Below are 16,212 nucleotides of genomic sequence, written 5' to 3' on the forward strand. Positions count from 1 at the left end.
ACTGGGCGACCCGTCAGCCCTCACTTGCCCTGTCCAAAACCAACTAAAGCACTCTCTACGAAACTCGACACTTGACAGTCGTGATCGCCCATGCGGGGTTCCGGTCACGGCCACGCTCCCGCGCTTCCCATGAGATGCCGAGGAGCCGGGTGAGGTGGTCGGCGATGATCGCCTCGTGCAGTTCGGAGAGCGCGACCGTCGCGGCGTGCATAGGGCGGCCGTCGAGCGACCGCCACCGCCCGTCGAGCACGGTCTTCACTTTGTTCGAGACCACGACGTGGGTGTGCAGGTGCGGGTCGGAGCTGCGGGAGTCGTAGTGGTCGTAGGTCGTCGCGGCGAGCCCGAAGGTATCGACCTGGGCGACCGCTCCACCGTCCGCGCCGGTCATGCCGACACGGGTGGCTGCGACCTCTCGTTCCATGAAGTCGATCACTTCAGCGATCGCCGCATGGTGCGCGTCGGCGATCAGCGCCTGCGTGCCCGCGTCGGCGACCGACCACAGCACCGACGCCGACTTCGGCAGCGAGAACGTGTAGTCGTACCCCGCTACTGCCTTCCGGGTACCGCGCTTGCGCTCCTCGTCCTCGATCTGCGCGACGGCCTCCGCACGGGAGGCTGGGCCGAGCTCGGGGTCGAGTGCTTCGACACGGGCTTCGATGCGCTCTGCCGGGGTCGAATAGACCGGGTAGGCGTGCCCGAGCGGGTCACCGGTTACAGGATCGCGGCCCATGCCGATGAGCAGCTGCAGTTGCTCCTCCGACACTTCATCGCCGGTCGTGATCTGACCGCCGGCGAACTGCGCGATTCCGGTGCCGAGCCACCTGCCAGGCGGGTTCCCGGCCTCGGCGTAGTAGCGCGTGAGCGGCGTGGACAAGGAGCGGTCGCCGTCGCCGGTGACGACGGAGCGCAAGAGGTACTTGTAGCCGTCGCCGGCGCTCATCACCCGCATCGAGACCGTCATCTCTATTAGGTAGGGTTCCGTCTCCCCGAGGAGATAGCCCGCCGCTGGCGGCCGTCGGAGAAACTAGGTGGTCGAGAGATGAACTCTTGGTGAAGTGAGGGCCCGCACCTTGCCAGATGTTTCGATAACCATCAATATAGAAATATGTCGATTCAAGAAGTTGAGCTGCTCATCGTCGGTTCAGGCCCTGCCGGATACACTGCGGCGCTGTACGCCGCTCGTGCGGGGCTCGCCCCGGTGGTGATTGCGGGATCGGTGTCGGCGGGAGGTGCTCTCATGACGACCACGGAAGTGGAGAACTTTCCGGGCTTCATCAACGTAGTGCAGGGCCCGGAGTTGATGGCGACGATGCGTGCGCAAGCCGAACGGTTCGGAGCGCGGATTGTGTACGACGACGCGACCAGGGTCGATCTCGCGAACGAGTGGAAGACCGTCGCAACCGGAGGCGGTAGCACGTATCGGGCCAAGGCGGTGATCATCGCGATGGGTTCGGCGTACCGGAAGCTCGGCCTCCCCGAGGAGGCTCGCTTGTCTGGGCATGGGGTGTCGTGGTGTGCGACGTGCGACGGGTTCTTCTTCCGGGACCGCGAGATCGCGGTGGTTGGAGGCGGGGACTCCGCCATGGAGGAGGCGTTGTTCTTGACGAGGTTCGCGTCGAACGTGACGATCGTACACCGGAGGGACGAGTTCCGTGCCTCGAAGATCATGGCGCAGCGGGTGCTCGACCACCCCAAGATCGAGGTCGAATGGAATAGCGAAGTCGCCGAGATTCTCGGCGACGATCAGGTGACCGGGCTACGTCTGCGCAACACGGTGACGGGTGCGGAGCGGGTCTTGGACGTGGCGGGAGTGTTCGTGGCGATCGGTCATGACCCGCGGTCGGAGCTGGTGATCGGACAGGTCACGACTGACAGCACTGGGTATGTGGCCGTCGCCCATCCCTCGACTCGAACGAATCTTCCGGGCGTGTTTGCCGCCGGTGATCTGGTCGATCACACCTATCGGCAAGCGATCACCGCTGCAGGCACAGGTTGCGCCGCTGCCCAGGATGCGCAGCACTACCTCTCGAGCCTCGTCCCGGTTGCACCTGTAGTCGAAGTCGCAGGCTCGATCCTCGAGGTGCCCGCGTGACCGCCGTGACGCCGCGCGTCACTCCGAAGCGGCTTTCCACTCTCGACAAGTGGTTGCCGGTGTGGATCGGGCTCGCGATGGTCGCGGGGCTGGCGCTGGGCCGTTTCGTACCTGCGCTCTCGGGCCTGCTGGCTCGGCTGGAGGTAGGCGGCATCTCCGTGCCGATCGGGATCGGGTTGCTGGTGATGATGTACCCGGTGCTCGCCAAAGTGCGCTACGACAAGGTCGCCGCCGTCACTGGAGACAAGAAGCTCCTCGTTTCCTCCCTGGTGCTGAACTGGGTCGTCGGGCCGGCGGTGATGTTCGCGCTCGCTTGGATCTTCCTGCCGGATCTTCCCGAGTACCGGACCGGTCTGATCATCGTGGGGCTGGCGCGGTGTATCGCGATGGTGGTGATCTGGAATGATCTCGCCTGCGGGGATCGTGAGGCCACCGCGGTGCTCGTCGCGATCAACTCCGTGTTCCAGGTCGTAATGTTCTCCGTGCTCGGATGGTTCTACCTCACCATGCTCCCGGCTTGGCTTGGCCTCGACGCCCAGGGCCTCGATATCTCGGTGTGGCAGATCGCGGTGAATGTGCTGGTGTTCCTCGGGATCCCACTCCTCGCGGGTTTCGCGTCCCGCTGGATCGGCGAGCAGCGCCACGGTCGGGCCTGGTACGAGGAGAAGTTCCTCCCGACTGTTGGGCCGTGGGCGCTGTATGGGCTGCTGTTCACGATCGTGCTGCTGTTCGCGCTGCAAGGAGAAGCGGTCACGTCGAACCCGCTCGCGGTAGCCCGCATCGCTGTGCCGCTGCTGGTCTACTTCGCCCTCATGTGGTTCGCAGGGCTCCTCCTGGGCAAGGTGCTCAGCCTGAGCTATGCCAGGTCGACGACCCTGGCGTTCACCGCCGCCGGCAATAACTTCGAGCTGGCGATCGCGGTGGCCATCGGCACCTTCGGCGCCACCTCCGGGCAAGCGCTCGCCGGTGTGGTTGGGCCGCTCATCGAGGTGCCCGTGCTCGTCGCCCTCGTCTACGTCTCGCTGTGGGCCGCTCGAGCCTGGTTCCGTATCGACCCCTACACCACACGCGCACTTGAATCGAGGGCCTCATGACTGACACAACTTCCCTTCCGGTAGCCGACTCCTGCGCGCCGTCGGTGACGTACGCGATCGGTGCAGATGCGGCCGTCACCGTGGCTGGTGCGCTGAAGGCGCTCGCGGATCCGCTGCGCCTGCGGATGCTGTCGGCGATCACGACCGACCCGCGAGGCGAGTCCTGCGTCTGCGACCTCGCAGAACTCGCCGAGGTGTCCCAGCCAACCGTCTCCCACCACTTGAAAGTGCTCAAGGACACGGGGATGCTGCAGTCCGATCGGCGCGGGACCTGGGTGTGGTACCGGATCGCGGCCGGCAGGCAGCAGGCCGTCGCGGCGCTCCTCGACGCTTTCGCCCCCGTCGCGATCACAGGCGACCACGGGAGCGCCGACGGCACAGAGGATGCTCTGGTTCGTGCGGAAGCCCTGCGCGACATGGATGGGCGAGTAACGCGCCTAGGTGAGGAGCTCGCGGACGAACTGACCGGGCTGAGCCGGGATCTGGTGGTCGCGATCGTCCGCGAGTCCTATGCGGGCCTCGTGCGATCCGCGAAGGTTACCCGTCACCTGATCCCGCTGACCGAGCGCTTCGCCCGACAGCGCCTCACCGATCTCGCCCGCGACAGGTCGTCCGGGGTGCCGCAGGTGCTGTTCGTGTGCGTGCAGAACGCGGGGCGGTCGCAGCTCGCCGCCGCGATCGTGAATCAGCTCGCGCACGGTCGCGTGGTCGCCCGCTCCGCGGGCTCTGCACCCGCAACGGATGTGCACCCGCGCGTCCGTTCGCTGCTCACTCAGATCGAGGGCGAACACGACGCGGTAGCTGCGTTCCCGAAGCCGCTCACCGACGACGCCGTGCGTGCCGCCGACGTCGTCGTGACGATGGGATGCGGCGACGTCTGCCCGATCATTCCTGGCGTCCGCTACGAGGACTGGGCCGTCGGAGACCCCGCACTCGCCTCCCCGGAGGGCATCGACGCGATCCGCGACGACATCGAGCGCCGCGTGCACACCCTGCTCACCACTCTCACCTGACTGAAAGCAGCGAACTGAATATGACCGATCAGAAACCCTCCGTGCTGTTCGTGTGCGTCCACAATGCCGGACGCTCACAGATGGCCGCCGGCTTCCTCCGCCACCTCGCGGCAGGCCGCATCGAGGTGCGTTCTGCCGGGTCGATGCCCGCCGACAAGATCAACCCCATCGCTGTCGCAGCCATGAAAGAGATGGGCATCGATATCACCGCCGAGCGCCCCAAGGTGCTGAGCACCGAGGCGGTGCAAGCTTCGGACGTGGTGATCACGATGGGCTGCGGCGACGCCTGCCCGTTCTTTCCCGGCAAACGATACGAGGACTGGAAACTCGACGACCCCGCCGGCCAGGGTATCGAAGCGGTGCGGCCGATCCGCGACGAAATCAGGTCGCGGGTCGAGACGCTGATCGCAGAACTCCTCGAACCGTGACCCGAGATGCGTCCGCGGCGCCTACGAGGCCGCCCGGGAGCGTCGCGGAGGTGTTCCGTGCGTTTCTGAAGCTCGGCGTCACGTCGTTCGGTGGGCCAATCGCGCACCTCGGCTACTTCCGCGAGGAGCTCGTCGTCCGCCGCAAATGGGTAAGCGAGCCACAGTACGCCGAGCTCGTCGCGCTGTGCCAGTTCCTCCCCGGCCCGGCGTCGAGCCAGGTCGGGTTCGCGCTCGGCCTGATCCGCGCCGGCTTCCGCGGCGCGGTAGCGGCATGGGTAGCGTTCACGCTGCCCTCGGCGCTGCTGCTCGTGCTCTTCGCTATCGGCGCCGTCGGGCTCGAAGGCGTCATCGGGCACGGCCTGATCCTGGGGCTCAAAGCCGTGGCGGTCGCGGTTGTCGCACACGCAGTCATCGGAATGGCGCGCACGCTGACGCCGGATCTGCGGCGCATCCTGATCGGTCTTGCCGCCGCAGGCTTGGCGTTGCTGCTCCCTGGCAGCCTCGGGCAGATCGCGGCGATCCTCACCGGTCTCGTCGCCGGGGTGCTTTGGTGCCGCGGTGCGGCCGTGTCTCGGGCGGAGCCTCTGGCGGTGGGCGTCTCCCGCAAAACCGGGATCACGGCGCTGGCCGTCTTCGGCTGCCTGCTGGCATGTCTGCCGGTGCTCGCTGCCCTCACCCAGAACGCCTGGGTCGGGATCGCGGACGCATTCACCCGTGCCGGGGCGTTCGTGTTCGGTGGCGGGCACGTCGTGCTGCCGTTGCTGCAGGCCGAACCCGCCATTGCCAGTTCGATTGTTCTCGAACAGTTCCTCGCCGGCTACGGGGCAGCCCAAGCCGTTCCCGGCCCGCTCTTCACCTTCGCCGCCTACCTCGGCTTTGACATGGTTTCCGGCCCGCTCGCCCCCGTCGCGGCGTTGCTCGCGCTGGTCGCCGTCTTCGTGCCAGGTCTTCTCCTGCTGGTCGCGGCCCTGCCGTTCTGGGATCGTGTGTGCCAGAACCCGAGCGTCCGATCGGCGCTCGCGGGCGCGAACGCGGCCGTCGTCGGGATCCTCGCCGCGGCGCTGTGGACCCCGGTGATCACTTCCGGGGTCACCGGGGTCGCGTCCCTCGGTATCGCCGCAGCATGCTTCCTGCTCCTCACCGTGTGGAAGCTCCCCGCGTGGGTCGCAGTCCTCTTGGGCGCAGTAGCGGGGGTGGTCGTCGCCGCTACGGGCGTGAGCCTGGCCTGGGCTTGAACCAGTCGGGATCTTGTCTCTGCTGGTAGACGTCGGGGATGCCGTCTGCATCCTCGTCGACCGCATCGCGCAGCGCGATGCGCCGGTACCGGCGGTTACGGGTGCCAAGCAGGATTGCCGCGACTCCCGCGGCAATCACGGATGCGGCAAGGATCGCAACTTTGGCAGTATCCTGCTCGGCGGATCCGGGCGGGAAGCTGAGTTCGGCGACGAGCAGTGACACGGTGAACCCGATGCCTGCGAGGAGCCCGACTCCGATCATGTCGATCCACCGAAGTTCCGGGTCGAGTTTCGTGCGAAGCGCCCTCGTGGTGAGCCACGTCGTCGTCACGATGCCGAGCGGCTTCCCAAGGACGAGGGCGGCCACGATTGCGAAGGTCAGGGGGTTCGTCAGCGCGTCACGGATTCCCTCGGGCCCGCCGACGGAGACGCCGGCGGCGAAGAACGCGAAAACGGGCACCGCGATCCCCGCCGAGAGCGGGCGGAAGCGGTGCTCGAACTCCTCCGCGAGCCCTGGACGGCCGCTGGCAGTTTCACGGTCTGCGCGGCGGTGGAGCACGGGGATCGTGAATCCGAGCAGCACGCCCGCGATGGTGGCGTGGACCCCGGAGGCGTGCATCAGCACCCACGCGACGACTCCGATGGGGAGCAGGATCAGCCAGGCCGCGAACGGGTGCAGTCCGAAGAAGGCCCGGTAGCGTTGCGCGATGAACCCGTAGACCGCGATGACTGCGAACGCCAACAGCAGCGGGGACAACTCGATGTGGTCGGTGTAGAACACGGCGATGATGCTGATCGCGATCAGGTCGTCGACGACGGCGAGGGTGAGGAGGAAGATCCGCAACGCTGGGGGCAGGTGGGAGCCGATGATCGCAAGGACGGCAACAGCGAACGCGATATCCGTGGCAGTCGGGATCGCCCATCCTGCACGGAGCCCTGGCTGCGGCAAGACGATCGCCGCGTAGATGAGCGCGGGGACGGCCACGCCGCCTGCGGCGGCCGCGATCGGGACGATCGCGGTGCGGAACTTCCTGAGATCGCCGGCGACGAACTCGCGTTTCAGTTCGAGGCCGACCAGGAAGAAGAAGATCGCGAGGAGCCCGTCGGCAGCCCACGCCCCGAGGCTGAGGTTCAGGTGCCATGGCTCGTAGCCGACCTTGAAATCCCGCAGAGTGAAGTACGCGTCTGCGGCGGGCGTGTTCGCCCAGATGATCGCGATGAGGGCGGCGCCGACGAGCAGCATGCCGCCGACAGCTTCTTTGCGCAGCAGCGCGCCGATGCGCGTCGCCTCGTCGAACGTCCCATAGCGAGGGAAGGTCCGATCGGGTGGTGTTTGGGCGGCGTTCAAGTCATCTCCTGGGGTGGGCGTGCAGGCTGAGAGGAATCGGCTCGAATCAGGCCCCTGCGCCGCGTGGGGACGAGGGGAACGATTCTGGATCAGGCTGCAGGCGTCGTGGGTGTGGTGCCGGAAAGCATCGCACCCCAGGAGGAGATGTACCCGTTCGTACCGGGATGAGGCAGCACCCAGCCCGCCGGCATGAAAGCCGCGTGGAACCGGTGATGCGTCATCACTTTCAAGGGTATCAGCGCCCTTAGACGGGTCACAGTGCCCCCCTTGCCCAGGCTTCGGTGAATCCGCACTCTTCGATATCGCGCCAGGTGAGCGTGACGTCAGTCCAGGAGCCGTGTCCCGAACCAAGGGCCTCATCGAGACGATCATGCAGCAGCGCCGGGTCAGCGCAGTCGGTGAGGTCGAGCACGAGCACTTGCAGGTATCGGGCACGGTCACGTTCCACATCGTTATGCAGCCGCGAGGCGAGGCCCGTGGGCATTGTCACGAGCAGTGATTGCGGGAACCCGGTCGGTCGAAGGCAGGCGATGCAGACCCGCCGGATCGCAGGATGCGTATCGAGTTCGTGTTTCAGATCCTGGATGGCGTCGTGCCAGCGGGCACGTCCAGCTTTGCGCGTCGCACAGCCCCGCAGGTCTACGCCCCAGAGCATCCCTCGCGGCTGCGTGCAATCCAGATCTTCATCGGCGTACGACGCTTGCGGCAACGGGTCGCCATGAACCAGGAATGAGATGGGCACGGAAGTCTCCTCAGAGGGTCGGGATTGTTTCGCCGACCAGACTTCCCGGCACACCATCCGCTGGATGCAGCAGTGCCGCGCAGCGGTCTCCCACTCTACGCCCTCTCCGCGCTCCGTGCGCAAGCACTGCCGTAGAAGGAATCTTCGACGGATTTTGTCGTGCGGAGTAAAGTCGAGTGCGGTGCGCCGGGAAGTCTGGTCGGCACACCGCCCGTCCGGGTGGTGTTCATGAATACTGAGGACAGCCCTATGGATACGCGCACCGGGAACATCGCGATAGCGCGCGTGCGCGACCTTGCCCACCGCGCCACTGCCCGCACCCGCTATCTCGCCGGGCACTCGCCGGCGCGCATCGCGATCCTCGTGTTCGCCGCCGCGGTGCTGCTGTTCACGGCGCTGCTCATGCTGCCGATCGCATCGCGCACCGGCACGGTCACCGCGCTCCCCGATGCATTGTTCACGGCGGTGTCGGCGGTGACCGTTACGGGGCTCACGACCGTGGACACGGGCGAGCACTGGTCGATGTTCGGGCAGGTCGTGATCTTGGCCGCGATCCAGACCGGTGCGCTTGGGGTCGTCACGATCGCGCTGCTCCTCGCACGGATGGTGACCCGCAGACTCGGAGTCAGCGGGCGGGTGTTCGCGCAGTCGAGCATCGGCACCACCGGGCTCGGGGACGTGAAGCGCCTCCTCCGGGTGGTGGTGGTCACGACGTTCACGATCGAGTTCGTGCTGATGCAATTCCTCGTCCCCGCCTTCATCGTCGCCGAAGGGTCGTTTGGGTGGGGACTCTGGTATGGGGTGTTCTATGCGATCTCGGCGTTCGCGAACGCGGGCTTCACGCCGCATGTCGGAGGCATTGGCCAGTTCGCCGACAACCCGTGGATCTTATCCCCACTCGCGATCGGCGTGTTCGTCGGGAGCTTCGGATTTCCCGTGATCCTGAACCTCATCCGCGCGAAATGGACGCGGAAGCGTTGGACGCTCCACACGAAGCTCACCATCATCACTACCATCGTGCTGTTCGTGCTCGGCACGGTCGCCTGGGCGGGATTCGAGTGGGCGAACCCGGCCACGATCGGCGGTGAGACCTGGTGGGCGAAGATCGGAAACGCGCTCTTCGCGTCAGCGATGCTGCGCTCGGGCGGTTTCGCCGTCGTCGACACGGAATCGATGACGGCGACGACGATGCTTCTCAGCGACGCGCTCATGTTCGTCGGCGGCGGATCCGGCTCCACCGCCGGCGGCATCAAGGTCACCACCCTCGCCGTACTGTTTCTCGCGATCTGGGCCGAAGCGAAAGGCACTCAGCACACCAACGCCGCAGGCCGCAGGATCCCGAACAGCACCCTCAGACTCGCGATTAGCGTCGTGTTCCTCGGTGCCACGCTCGTGCTCACCGCCACCGCCCTGCTCACTACCGTGAGCGACGCCACCCTCGATCGCCTCCTGTTCGAGACGATCTCCGCATTCGCGACCTGCGGTCTATCTGTCGGGATCTCCGCGGAAGTCGGCCCATTCGGGAAATATGTGCTCTCTGCGCTCATGCTCGTCGGACGCGTCGGCCCGATCGCACTCGCGTCCGCCCTCGCCGTACGACAGCGCAAGGAGCTCTTCCGGCTTCCTGACGAACGACCTATCATCGGATAACCAGACAGAGGTCAGTGCCCGGCGCCAAGCCCGCCGGTAAGCCTCGTGTGGAACGCAGTCGTATACTCGTTCATCCCGATCAGCTCGACCGCCTTGCCATGCTGCTCGTACTTCGTCACGATCGCATCGAGCGCGGCCACGGTCGACGCATCCCAGATATGCGACTGCGTCATATCGACCACCACTTGTCCGGGATCCTGAGCGTACTCGAACTGGGTGGTCAGATCGTTGCTCGAAGCGAAGAACAACTCACCGACGACCGTGTAATAGGCGCGCTCCTCACCGAAGTGCTCCATCACTTCACGCTTGACAGTCACGAAGTGCGCGACACGGCGCACGAACATCACCGACGCGACGAACACCCCGACCACCACACCGATCGCGAGGTTATGGGTCGCGACGACGACCGCGACCGTCACGACCATGACCGTGGTCTCGCTCTTCGGCATCCGCTTCAGCGTAGACGGCCTGATGGAATGCCAATCAAAGGTGCCCACGGACACCATGATCATCACCGCCACGAGAGCTGCCATCGGGATGATCGCCACTATGTCGCCGAGGGCAACGATCAGGATGAGGAGGAACACGCCCGCGAGGAAAGTGGAGATTCGCGTGCGCGCACCCGACGCTTTCACGTTGATCATCGTCTGTCCGATCATCGCGCACCCGCCCATCCCGCCAAAGATGCCTGAGGCGATGTTCGCGACGCCCTGCCCCCAGGACTCGCGCGTCTTGTTCGAGTGCGTATCGGTGACATCATCGACGAGCTTCGCCGTCATGAGCGACTCCATCAGCCCGACCAGCGCCATGGCGAGGGCGTAGGGGGCGATGATTGTGAGCGTCTCGAAGGTGAGCGGCACATTCGGGATGAATAGTTCGGGCAGGCTGCGGGGCAGTTCGCCCTTGTCGCCGACGGCTGGCACGTTAATCGCGAAAACAACCACGGCCGCGGTGACGACGATAATCGACACGAGTGGGGCCGGGACCACCTTGGTGATCTTCGGCATGAAGACCATGATCAGCAAGCCGATAGCGATCAGCGGGTAGACCATCCACGGCACGCCGAGGAGTTCGGGCACCTGCGCCATGAAGATGAGGATCGCGAGTGCGTTGACGAACCCGACCATGACGCTGCGCGGGATGAAGCGCATCAGCTTCGCCACACCGAACACCGCCAGCACGATCTGCAAGAGGCCGGCGAGGAGCACGGTTGCAATGAAGTAGTCCATCCCGTGGTCACGGGCGACCGGTGCGATGACCAGTGCGATCGCACCGGTGGCTGCGGTGATCATCGCGGGGCGACCGCCCACGAATGCGATCGTGATCGCCATGATGAACGACGAGAACAACCCGACCTTCGGGTCAACGCCCGCAATGATCGAGAACGAGATCGCCTCCGGGATCAGCGCGAGCGCGACCACCAGCCCCGCAAGCGCTTCTCGGGTGAGGAGGCGCGGGGTCTTAAGCGCCGTGCGTACGGAAGGTTCAGGGCGATACCGCTTGCGGTCTTCTACAGTGGTGCTAGTGGTCACACCCATCAACCCTAACGTAACGGGAGATTTGGTGCGAAGCGAGAAGAGGATAACTTCGGGATGAGCGATGTGGGAATGATGCATATTGGCGAGCTCGCCCAACGCACAGAACTGTCCCTGCGCACCATTCGTCACTATGACGAGATCGGCCTCCTCGCACCGTCGGGACGTTCTGAGGGAGGCTTCCGGCTGTATACCGAGGGCGACTACGACCGGCTGATGCTCATCCGCCGGATGAAGCCCCTCGGCTACTCTCTCGACCAGATGGGCGATCTACTGCACGCTATCGATAGCGCTTCGCCGTCTGGCGCTGACCAAGAGGACGCACGCCGCACGCTAGAAGATTTCCGGCAAGACGCGATGGAGCGACGCGAAAAGCTCGTAAAGCAACTCGAGATGGCGGACGAGTTCCTCCGTCTCCTTGCCATTGAAACGGAATGAGCGAATGTTACCCCAACCGCTTTGCTACTCGATCCGGATCATCGCCACATTTCACAGTCATATTTATCACTTTGTTCACGTTCTCCGCTTTCCTTGGCGCGGTCACGATGAGCGGCCCCTCGGGGGCGCTCGGAGCATCGATCGCTCTAATTGCGGTGTTCCTCCCCTCCGCGCTTCTCGTCATCGGTGTGTTGCCGTTCTGGGAGCGGCTGCGCCGAGCCCCCCGCGTGCAACGAGCCTAGATGGGGGTGAATGCGGGTGTCGTTGGCTTACTCGCGGCGGCCCTGTACGATCCGGTCTTCACCGAGGGCGTCACCGGACTGCACTCTCTCGTGATCGCCGTAATAGCGTTCGTCGCGCTGACCGCGTGGAGGGCGCCCGCGTGGGCGGTGGTGCTGGGGGCTGCCGGACTGGGGGCGTTGCTGCTCTGAACCACGCCCGCGGTCGAGTCCGAAGCATGCTGAGGCAAGGCTCGCCCCCGATGCGCCGACGCCCGCGATCTGGGAAGCTTGCAGCGTGAGACGAGTTTCTGCCGCGACCGGGGCGTATCCGCTGGTGTTCGTGACCCTGTTGGTTGCGGCGATTGGCCTGATCCTGCTCGCGACCCCTGCACGCGAAACCGCCCCATGGCTCGTCGGCGCGTACGCGCTGGCAATCGCGGGCTGGGAGGCGGTCGGCATGATCCGCCAGCTCCTCAAGGGCCACGCCGGGCTCGACATCCTCGCGGTCACCGCGATTGCGGCGGCGGTGACCGTCGGCGAGCCGTGGGCTGCGCTCGTGGTCGTGCTGATGCTCACCGGCGGCGCGGCGCTCGAAGACTACGCCGCGAACCGCTCGAAGCGCGAGCTCACCGCGCTGCTGCGCAAAGCCCCGCAGCAGGCGACCCGGTTGCTGCGGGGCGATGCCGCCCCGGCGGGCGGCCCGACTGCCGAGAGGGTCGCCGAGGACGTGCCGGTCGAAGCCGTCAAGGTCGGCGATCTGCTGCTCGTGCGGCCCGGTGCGCTCGTGCCCGTGGACGCGGTGCTCGTGTCGGAGCACGCCGTGCTCGACGAGTCCTCGCTCACGGGCGAGAGCCTGCCGGTCGAGCGAGTCGCGGGCGAGCGCGTCTCCAGCGGAGTGGTGAACGGTGCGACAGCGGTCACGATGCGGGCTGTTGCGCTCGCCTCGGACAGCGAGTATCAGCAGATCGTGCGCTTGGTCGAGCAGGCTGCGGGGAGCAAGGCGAAGGTGGTGCGCCTCGCCGACCGTTATGCGGTGCCGTTCACGGTGCTCTCGCTCATCATCGCAGGCATAGCGTGGGGGGTCAGCGGAGAGGCGGTCAGGTTCGCCGAGGTGCTGGTGGTCGCGACCCCGTGCCCGCTGCTGATCGCCGCACCGGTCGCGTTCCTCGGTGGCATGAGCCGAGCTGCGCGCTTCGGGCTCATCGTGAAGGGCGGCGGCACTCTCGAACAGCTCTCGCGGGTACGCTCCGCCGCGTTCGACAAGACCGGCACCATCACGACCGGGCGGCCCGCGCTCGAACGCATCCTTGCCGAGCCCGGCTTCGACGAGATGAGCGTGCTCCAGTTCGCCGCATCGGCCGAGGTGTACTCGTCCCACGTACTCGCAGAGTCCGTCGTCGTGGCGGCCAAGCAGCACGGATACCCGCTGCTGGACGCGCTCGGAGCCGAGGAGATCGCCACCAACGGCGTCGCCGCGGAGTTCGCATCCGACAACGCGGAGGATGCGGCGACGACGGTGCGGGTGGGCAAGCCCTCCTGGCTCCGCGAGTTCGCCCCGGCCCTCGCGCTCGCCCCGCTGGAGCCCGGTGAACTCGCAATCTACGTCGCCCTCGACGACCGCTTCGCGGGCGCGATCGTGATGCGCGACCAGACACGAGACGAGGCTGCGCAGGCGCTCGGAGAGTTGCAGCGACTCGGGGCCGAGCGCACGCTCATGGTCACCGGCGACGTGGCAGCCACAGCCGAACCGATCGCCGCGGGTCTCGGGATCAACGAGGTGCACGCCGAGTGCCGGCCCTCCGACAAGGTGAGCATTGTGAGCGCGGTGCAGCCCAGACCGCTCATCATGGTCGGCGACGGCCTCAACGACGCCCCCGTACTCGCCGCAGCCGATATCGGCTTCGCGATGGGAGCTCGCGGCGCGACCGCCGCGAGCGAGTCCGCCGACATCGTGAACCGATACGACACCCTCACTTCCCTCCCCCTGGCGGTACGTGTGGGAAAGGACACGGTGCGGATCGCTCTCCAGAGCATCTGGCTCGGCATCATCATCAGCGTGGGTCTCATGCTCGTCGCAGCGTTCGGGTTCCTTCCAGCGTTGATCGGGGCCTGGCTCCAAGAAGTCGTCGACCTGGTCGCAATCCTCGGCGCGCTGCGCGCCGTCGGTCCGCGCGCCGAGCGCAAACTCAAGGCATCGCGAGCCAACGCGGGCGGCGCACAGCGCACACCGCTGACAGGCCGAGAGAGCCAGCGAACCCACTGAGAATCACTATGGAGGCACCGAGCCATGGCTAGAAAAACAGTACCCCAAGCCCATCCCGGCGAACCTCACGACCGGGGCACTGGCCAGCGACTCAACTGGTTGCGCGCCGGGGTACTGGGAGCGAACGACGGCATCGTCTCGACCGCTGGCGTCGTGATCGGTGTCGCCGCGGCGACCCCGAACAACGTTCTCGCGATCGCCACGGCAGGAATCGCCGCAGTGGTCGCTGGCGCATTCTCGATGGCCGGAGGCGAGTACGTCTCGGTGAGTACCCAGCGCGATACCGAGAAGGCGCTGGTCGCCAAGGAAAAATGGGAACTCGAGACCATACCTCAGGAAGAACTCGAAGAACTCGCCGGCCTCTACCGTCAGCGTGGGCTCTCGGACGACCTCGCGCATCAGGTCGCGGTCGAGCTCACCGCGAAGGACGCCCTTGCAGCCCATGCAGAGGTTGAACTCGGAATCGACCCCGAAGAGTTCACCAGCCCCTGGGCGGCGGCTGTCTCGTCATTCGTCTCGTTCGCGCTGGGAGCGCTCATCCCGCTCGTAATGATCCTTTTGCCATTCGGCGAGAACCGCGTCTGGATCGCCGCGGTCGCAGTGGTGATCGGCTTGTTCCTCACCGGCTGGATCAGCGCCGCCCTCGGCGGGGCCCCGCGCGGCCGGGCCATCCTCCGGAACGTGGTGATGGGCTCAGCGACGATGCTTGCGACTTACCTCATCGGCCTGCTCTTCGGCGTCGCTGTTGGCTGAGCGGAGACGACCGCTGAACCCAGCTGACCGTGAAGGTAGCGTTCACAGGCCGTTCGGTTTTCCGCGCCCGCGATGAGCGGCCTCGATCAAGTTGGGTGGGGCCGGAGCCGAGTCAGCGGGCGGAAGCGGCCGGCTTCGGGAAAGTAGTGGGGCGGCGGCACCGAAAGGCTCCGGTCAACATCATCACGCCCACGGGGTGCAGTAGATTCCTGTAGCCGTCGTCGGCGCTCGTCACGCGCATCGAGACCGCCTCCTCTCGCGTCTCAACCGGGGGTTGCGTCGGGGGTTGCGGTGGGAAACCTCGCGCAACCCGCTATCTGGTCAGAGGAGCGTTCCAGATTCCCGGCACCACCTCGTTGACGCGGCGGCCACATCGCGGTCGCCATCGCAGGTCACGACCGAGTTGAACAGATAGCGGCACCCATCACCAGTGGTCATCACCATGATCGCCACCGTCATATGGGAAGGTGCGTCGGTATCTCACCCATTCCAGTCGCCTTCGGGAAGCAGGCTCGCACCGTCATATCTAGGTCGACCGACCTGAGACTTCGGCGGATTGACGCGGGCGTGACTCCTGACGTGAACAAGGCTTGCGAAACCGCATCTGCAAGACGCGTGATAGCCCGTTCGAGCGAACCGCGAGAGATCGCCGGCTCTGGGCATTGTCTGAGCCGGCGCGAGGTGGGAGGCAACGGTTGAACTGAATTGGCCTGGTTCTTGTTCCGACCGGTTTTCCTGTCAGCTCGTCGGTGACAGAAGCGTCTCGGTCTCAGCGTAGTATGCCTGCTCGACCTCGACCGGGGTGCGCATATCAAGCTCCCCGTGCAGCCTCTCATGGTTCCACCACCACACGTATTCAAGGGTCGCGAGTTCGACCTGCTCGACCGTCCGCCATGGCCCTTGCTGACGGATCAGCTCGGTCTTATAGAGGTTGTTTACTGCCTCGGCCATCGCGTTATCGAAACTGTCGCCGACCGTCCCGGTCGAGGGAACCGCACCAAGTTCTTGGATGCGATCGGTATAGACCATGGCAGTGTAGTTCGACCCGTGGTCCGCGTGATGGATAAGCCCGTCGAGTCGGCCGCCAACCTGCCATGCCGCCATATCGAGCGCTTGCATCGGCAGAATCTCCGATTTAAGAGTCGAGGCCACGTTCCAGCCCACGATCCTGCGCGAGTACACGTCCGTCACGAACGCAACATACGCGAACCCGGACCAGGTCGCCACATACGTCACATCACAGACCCAGAGCCTGCGCGGCTCGTCGGCGACGAATCTCCGGTTCACAAGATCAGCAGGCAATGCCAGCGCCTTGTCAGGGCGAGTAGTGAATATCCGCTTCGATTTCCTGACCCCGCGCACCCCTGCGAGTTTCATGAGGCGTTCCGTCTGATCCCGGC

At 65.7% G+C, this 16,212-nt stretch carries 15 protein-coding genes and 1 pseudogene; 11 read left to right on the forward strand and 5 right to left on the reverse strand.

Annotated features, from left to right (window positions below; translation table 11 throughout):
• Positions 1-73 precede the first annotated feature (73 nt).
• Positions 74-961 (reverse strand): annotated as a pseudogene (gene mobF, locus ACFPZL_RS04440) (MobF family relaxase); the annotation flags it as partial.
• Between the two features lie 144 nt (positions 962-1,105).
• Between mobF and trxB the strand changes: the two are divergent.
• Genes trxB through chrA form a run of 5 tightly spaced genes read left to right on the forward strand, consistent with a single transcriptional unit; the run spans position 1,106 to position 5,862 of the window.
• Positions 1,106-2,092 (forward strand): thioredoxin-disulfide reductase, encoded by a 987-nt coding sequence (trxB, locus tag ACFPZL_RS04445; protein ID WP_218116358.1) that lies wholly within the window; start codon positions 1,106-1,108, stop codon positions 2,090-2,092.
• Positions 2,089-3,186: an ACR3 family arsenite efflux transporter gene (gene arsB, locus ACFPZL_RS04450; protein WP_218116359.1), complete on the forward strand. Its 1,098-nt coding sequence runs from the start codon at positions 2,089-2,091 to the stop codon at positions 3,184-3,186. Before trxB ends, arsB begins: the two co-directional genes overlap by 4 nt.
• A complete protein-coding gene (locus ACFPZL_RS04455) occupies positions 3,183-4,199 on the forward strand; it encodes a metalloregulator ArsR/SmtB family transcription factor (protein WP_218116360.1) in 1,017 nt (338 codons plus the stop codon). The genes arsB and ACFPZL_RS04455 overlap by 4 nt, the downstream gene beginning before the upstream one ends.
• A 20-nt stretch (positions 4,200-4,219) precedes the next feature.
• Positions 4,220-4,627, forward strand: coding sequence for an arsenate reductase ArsC (locus ACFPZL_RS04460; RefSeq protein WP_218116361.1), 408 nt, complete (start codon positions 4,220-4,222; stop codon positions 4,625-4,627).
• A gap of 50 nt (positions 4,628-4,677) precedes the next feature.
• Positions 4,678-5,862 carry a chromate efflux transporter gene (chrA, locus tag ACFPZL_RS04465; RefSeq protein ID WP_218116362.1) on the forward strand — a complete coding sequence of 395 codons (1,185 nt, stop codon included), beginning with the start codon at positions 4,678-4,680 and terminating at the stop codon, positions 5,860-5,862.
• Here chrA and nhaA read toward each other — a convergent pair.
• Together nhaA and ACFPZL_RS04475 are read right to left on the reverse strand one after the other, a co-directional pair.
• A complete protein-coding gene (gene nhaA / locus ACFPZL_RS04470) occupies positions 5,834-7,210 on the reverse strand; it encodes a Na+/H+ antiporter NhaA (RefSeq protein ID WP_218116363.1) in 1,377 nt (458 codons plus the stop codon). The genes chrA and nhaA overlap by 29 nt on opposite strands.
• A 253-nt stretch (positions 7,211-7,463) precedes the next feature.
• Complete coding sequence (locus ACFPZL_RS04475) at positions 7,464-7,952, reverse strand: hypothetical protein (RefSeq protein WP_218116364.1); 489 nt, start codon at positions 7,950-7,952, stop codon at positions 7,464-7,466.
• Between the two features lie 249 nt (positions 7,953-8,201).
• On the opposite strand from ACFPZL_RS04475, the gene ACFPZL_RS04480 reads away from it, so the two are divergent.
• Entirely contained in the window at positions 8,202-9,602 is a 1,401-nt protein-coding gene (locus ACFPZL_RS04480) for a TrkH family potassium uptake protein (protein WP_218116365.1), read from the forward strand.
• An 11-nt stretch (positions 9,603-9,613) separates the two neighbouring features.
• Here the strand turns inward: ACFPZL_RS04480 and ACFPZL_RS04485 are convergent, their stop codons facing one another.
• Positions 9,614-11,140: a SulP family inorganic anion transporter gene (locus ACFPZL_RS04485; RefSeq protein ID WP_218116366.1), complete on the reverse strand. Its 1,527-nt coding sequence runs from the start codon at positions 11,138-11,140 to the stop codon at positions 9,614-9,616.
• Between the two features lie 54 nt (positions 11,141-11,194).
• Here ACFPZL_RS04485 and ACFPZL_RS04490 point away from each other — a divergent pair, with 54 nt between their 5' ends.
• From ACFPZL_RS04490 to ACFPZL_RS04510, 5 genes are all read left to right on the forward strand, one after another.
• A complete protein-coding gene (locus ACFPZL_RS04490; RefSeq protein ID WP_017882810.1) occupies positions 11,195-11,575 on the forward strand; it encodes a MerR family transcriptional regulator in 381 nt (126 codons plus the stop codon).
• A complete protein-coding gene (locus ACFPZL_RS04495; RefSeq protein WP_306408052.1) occupies positions 11,572-11,817 on the forward strand; it encodes a chromate transporter in 246 nt (81 codons plus the stop codon). The genes ACFPZL_RS04490 and ACFPZL_RS04495 overlap by 4 nt, the downstream gene beginning before the upstream one ends.
• Positions 11,818-12,006 carry a hypothetical protein gene (locus ACFPZL_RS04500; protein ID WP_017882809.1) on the forward strand — a complete coding sequence of 63 codons (189 nt, stop codon included), beginning with the start codon at positions 11,818-11,820 and terminating at the stop codon, positions 12,004-12,006.
• Positions 12,007-12,091: 85 nt separating this feature from the next.
• Complete coding sequence (locus ACFPZL_RS04505) at positions 12,092-14,059, forward strand: heavy metal translocating P-type ATPase (protein ID WP_218116367.1); 1,968 nt, start codon at positions 12,092-12,094, stop codon at positions 14,057-14,059.
• 24 nt (positions 14,060-14,083) lie between these two features.
• Positions 14,084-14,812, forward strand: a complete 729-nt coding sequence (locus ACFPZL_RS04510) for a VIT1/CCC1 transporter family protein (protein ID WP_218116368.1) — start codon at positions 14,084-14,086, stop codon at positions 14,810-14,812.
• Between the two features lie 738 nt (positions 14,813-15,550).
• Here the strand turns inward: ACFPZL_RS04510 and ACFPZL_RS04515 are convergent.
• The coding region (locus ACFPZL_RS04515; protein WP_382334771.1) for an IS3 family transposase at positions 15,551-16,212 on the reverse strand (662 nt) is incomplete at its 5' end.

The organism is Leucobacter soli (assembly GCF_042659205.1).
GTDB classification, from domain to species: domain Bacteria; phylum Actinomycetota; class Actinomycetes; order Actinomycetales; family Microbacteriaceae; genus Leucobacter; species Leucobacter soli.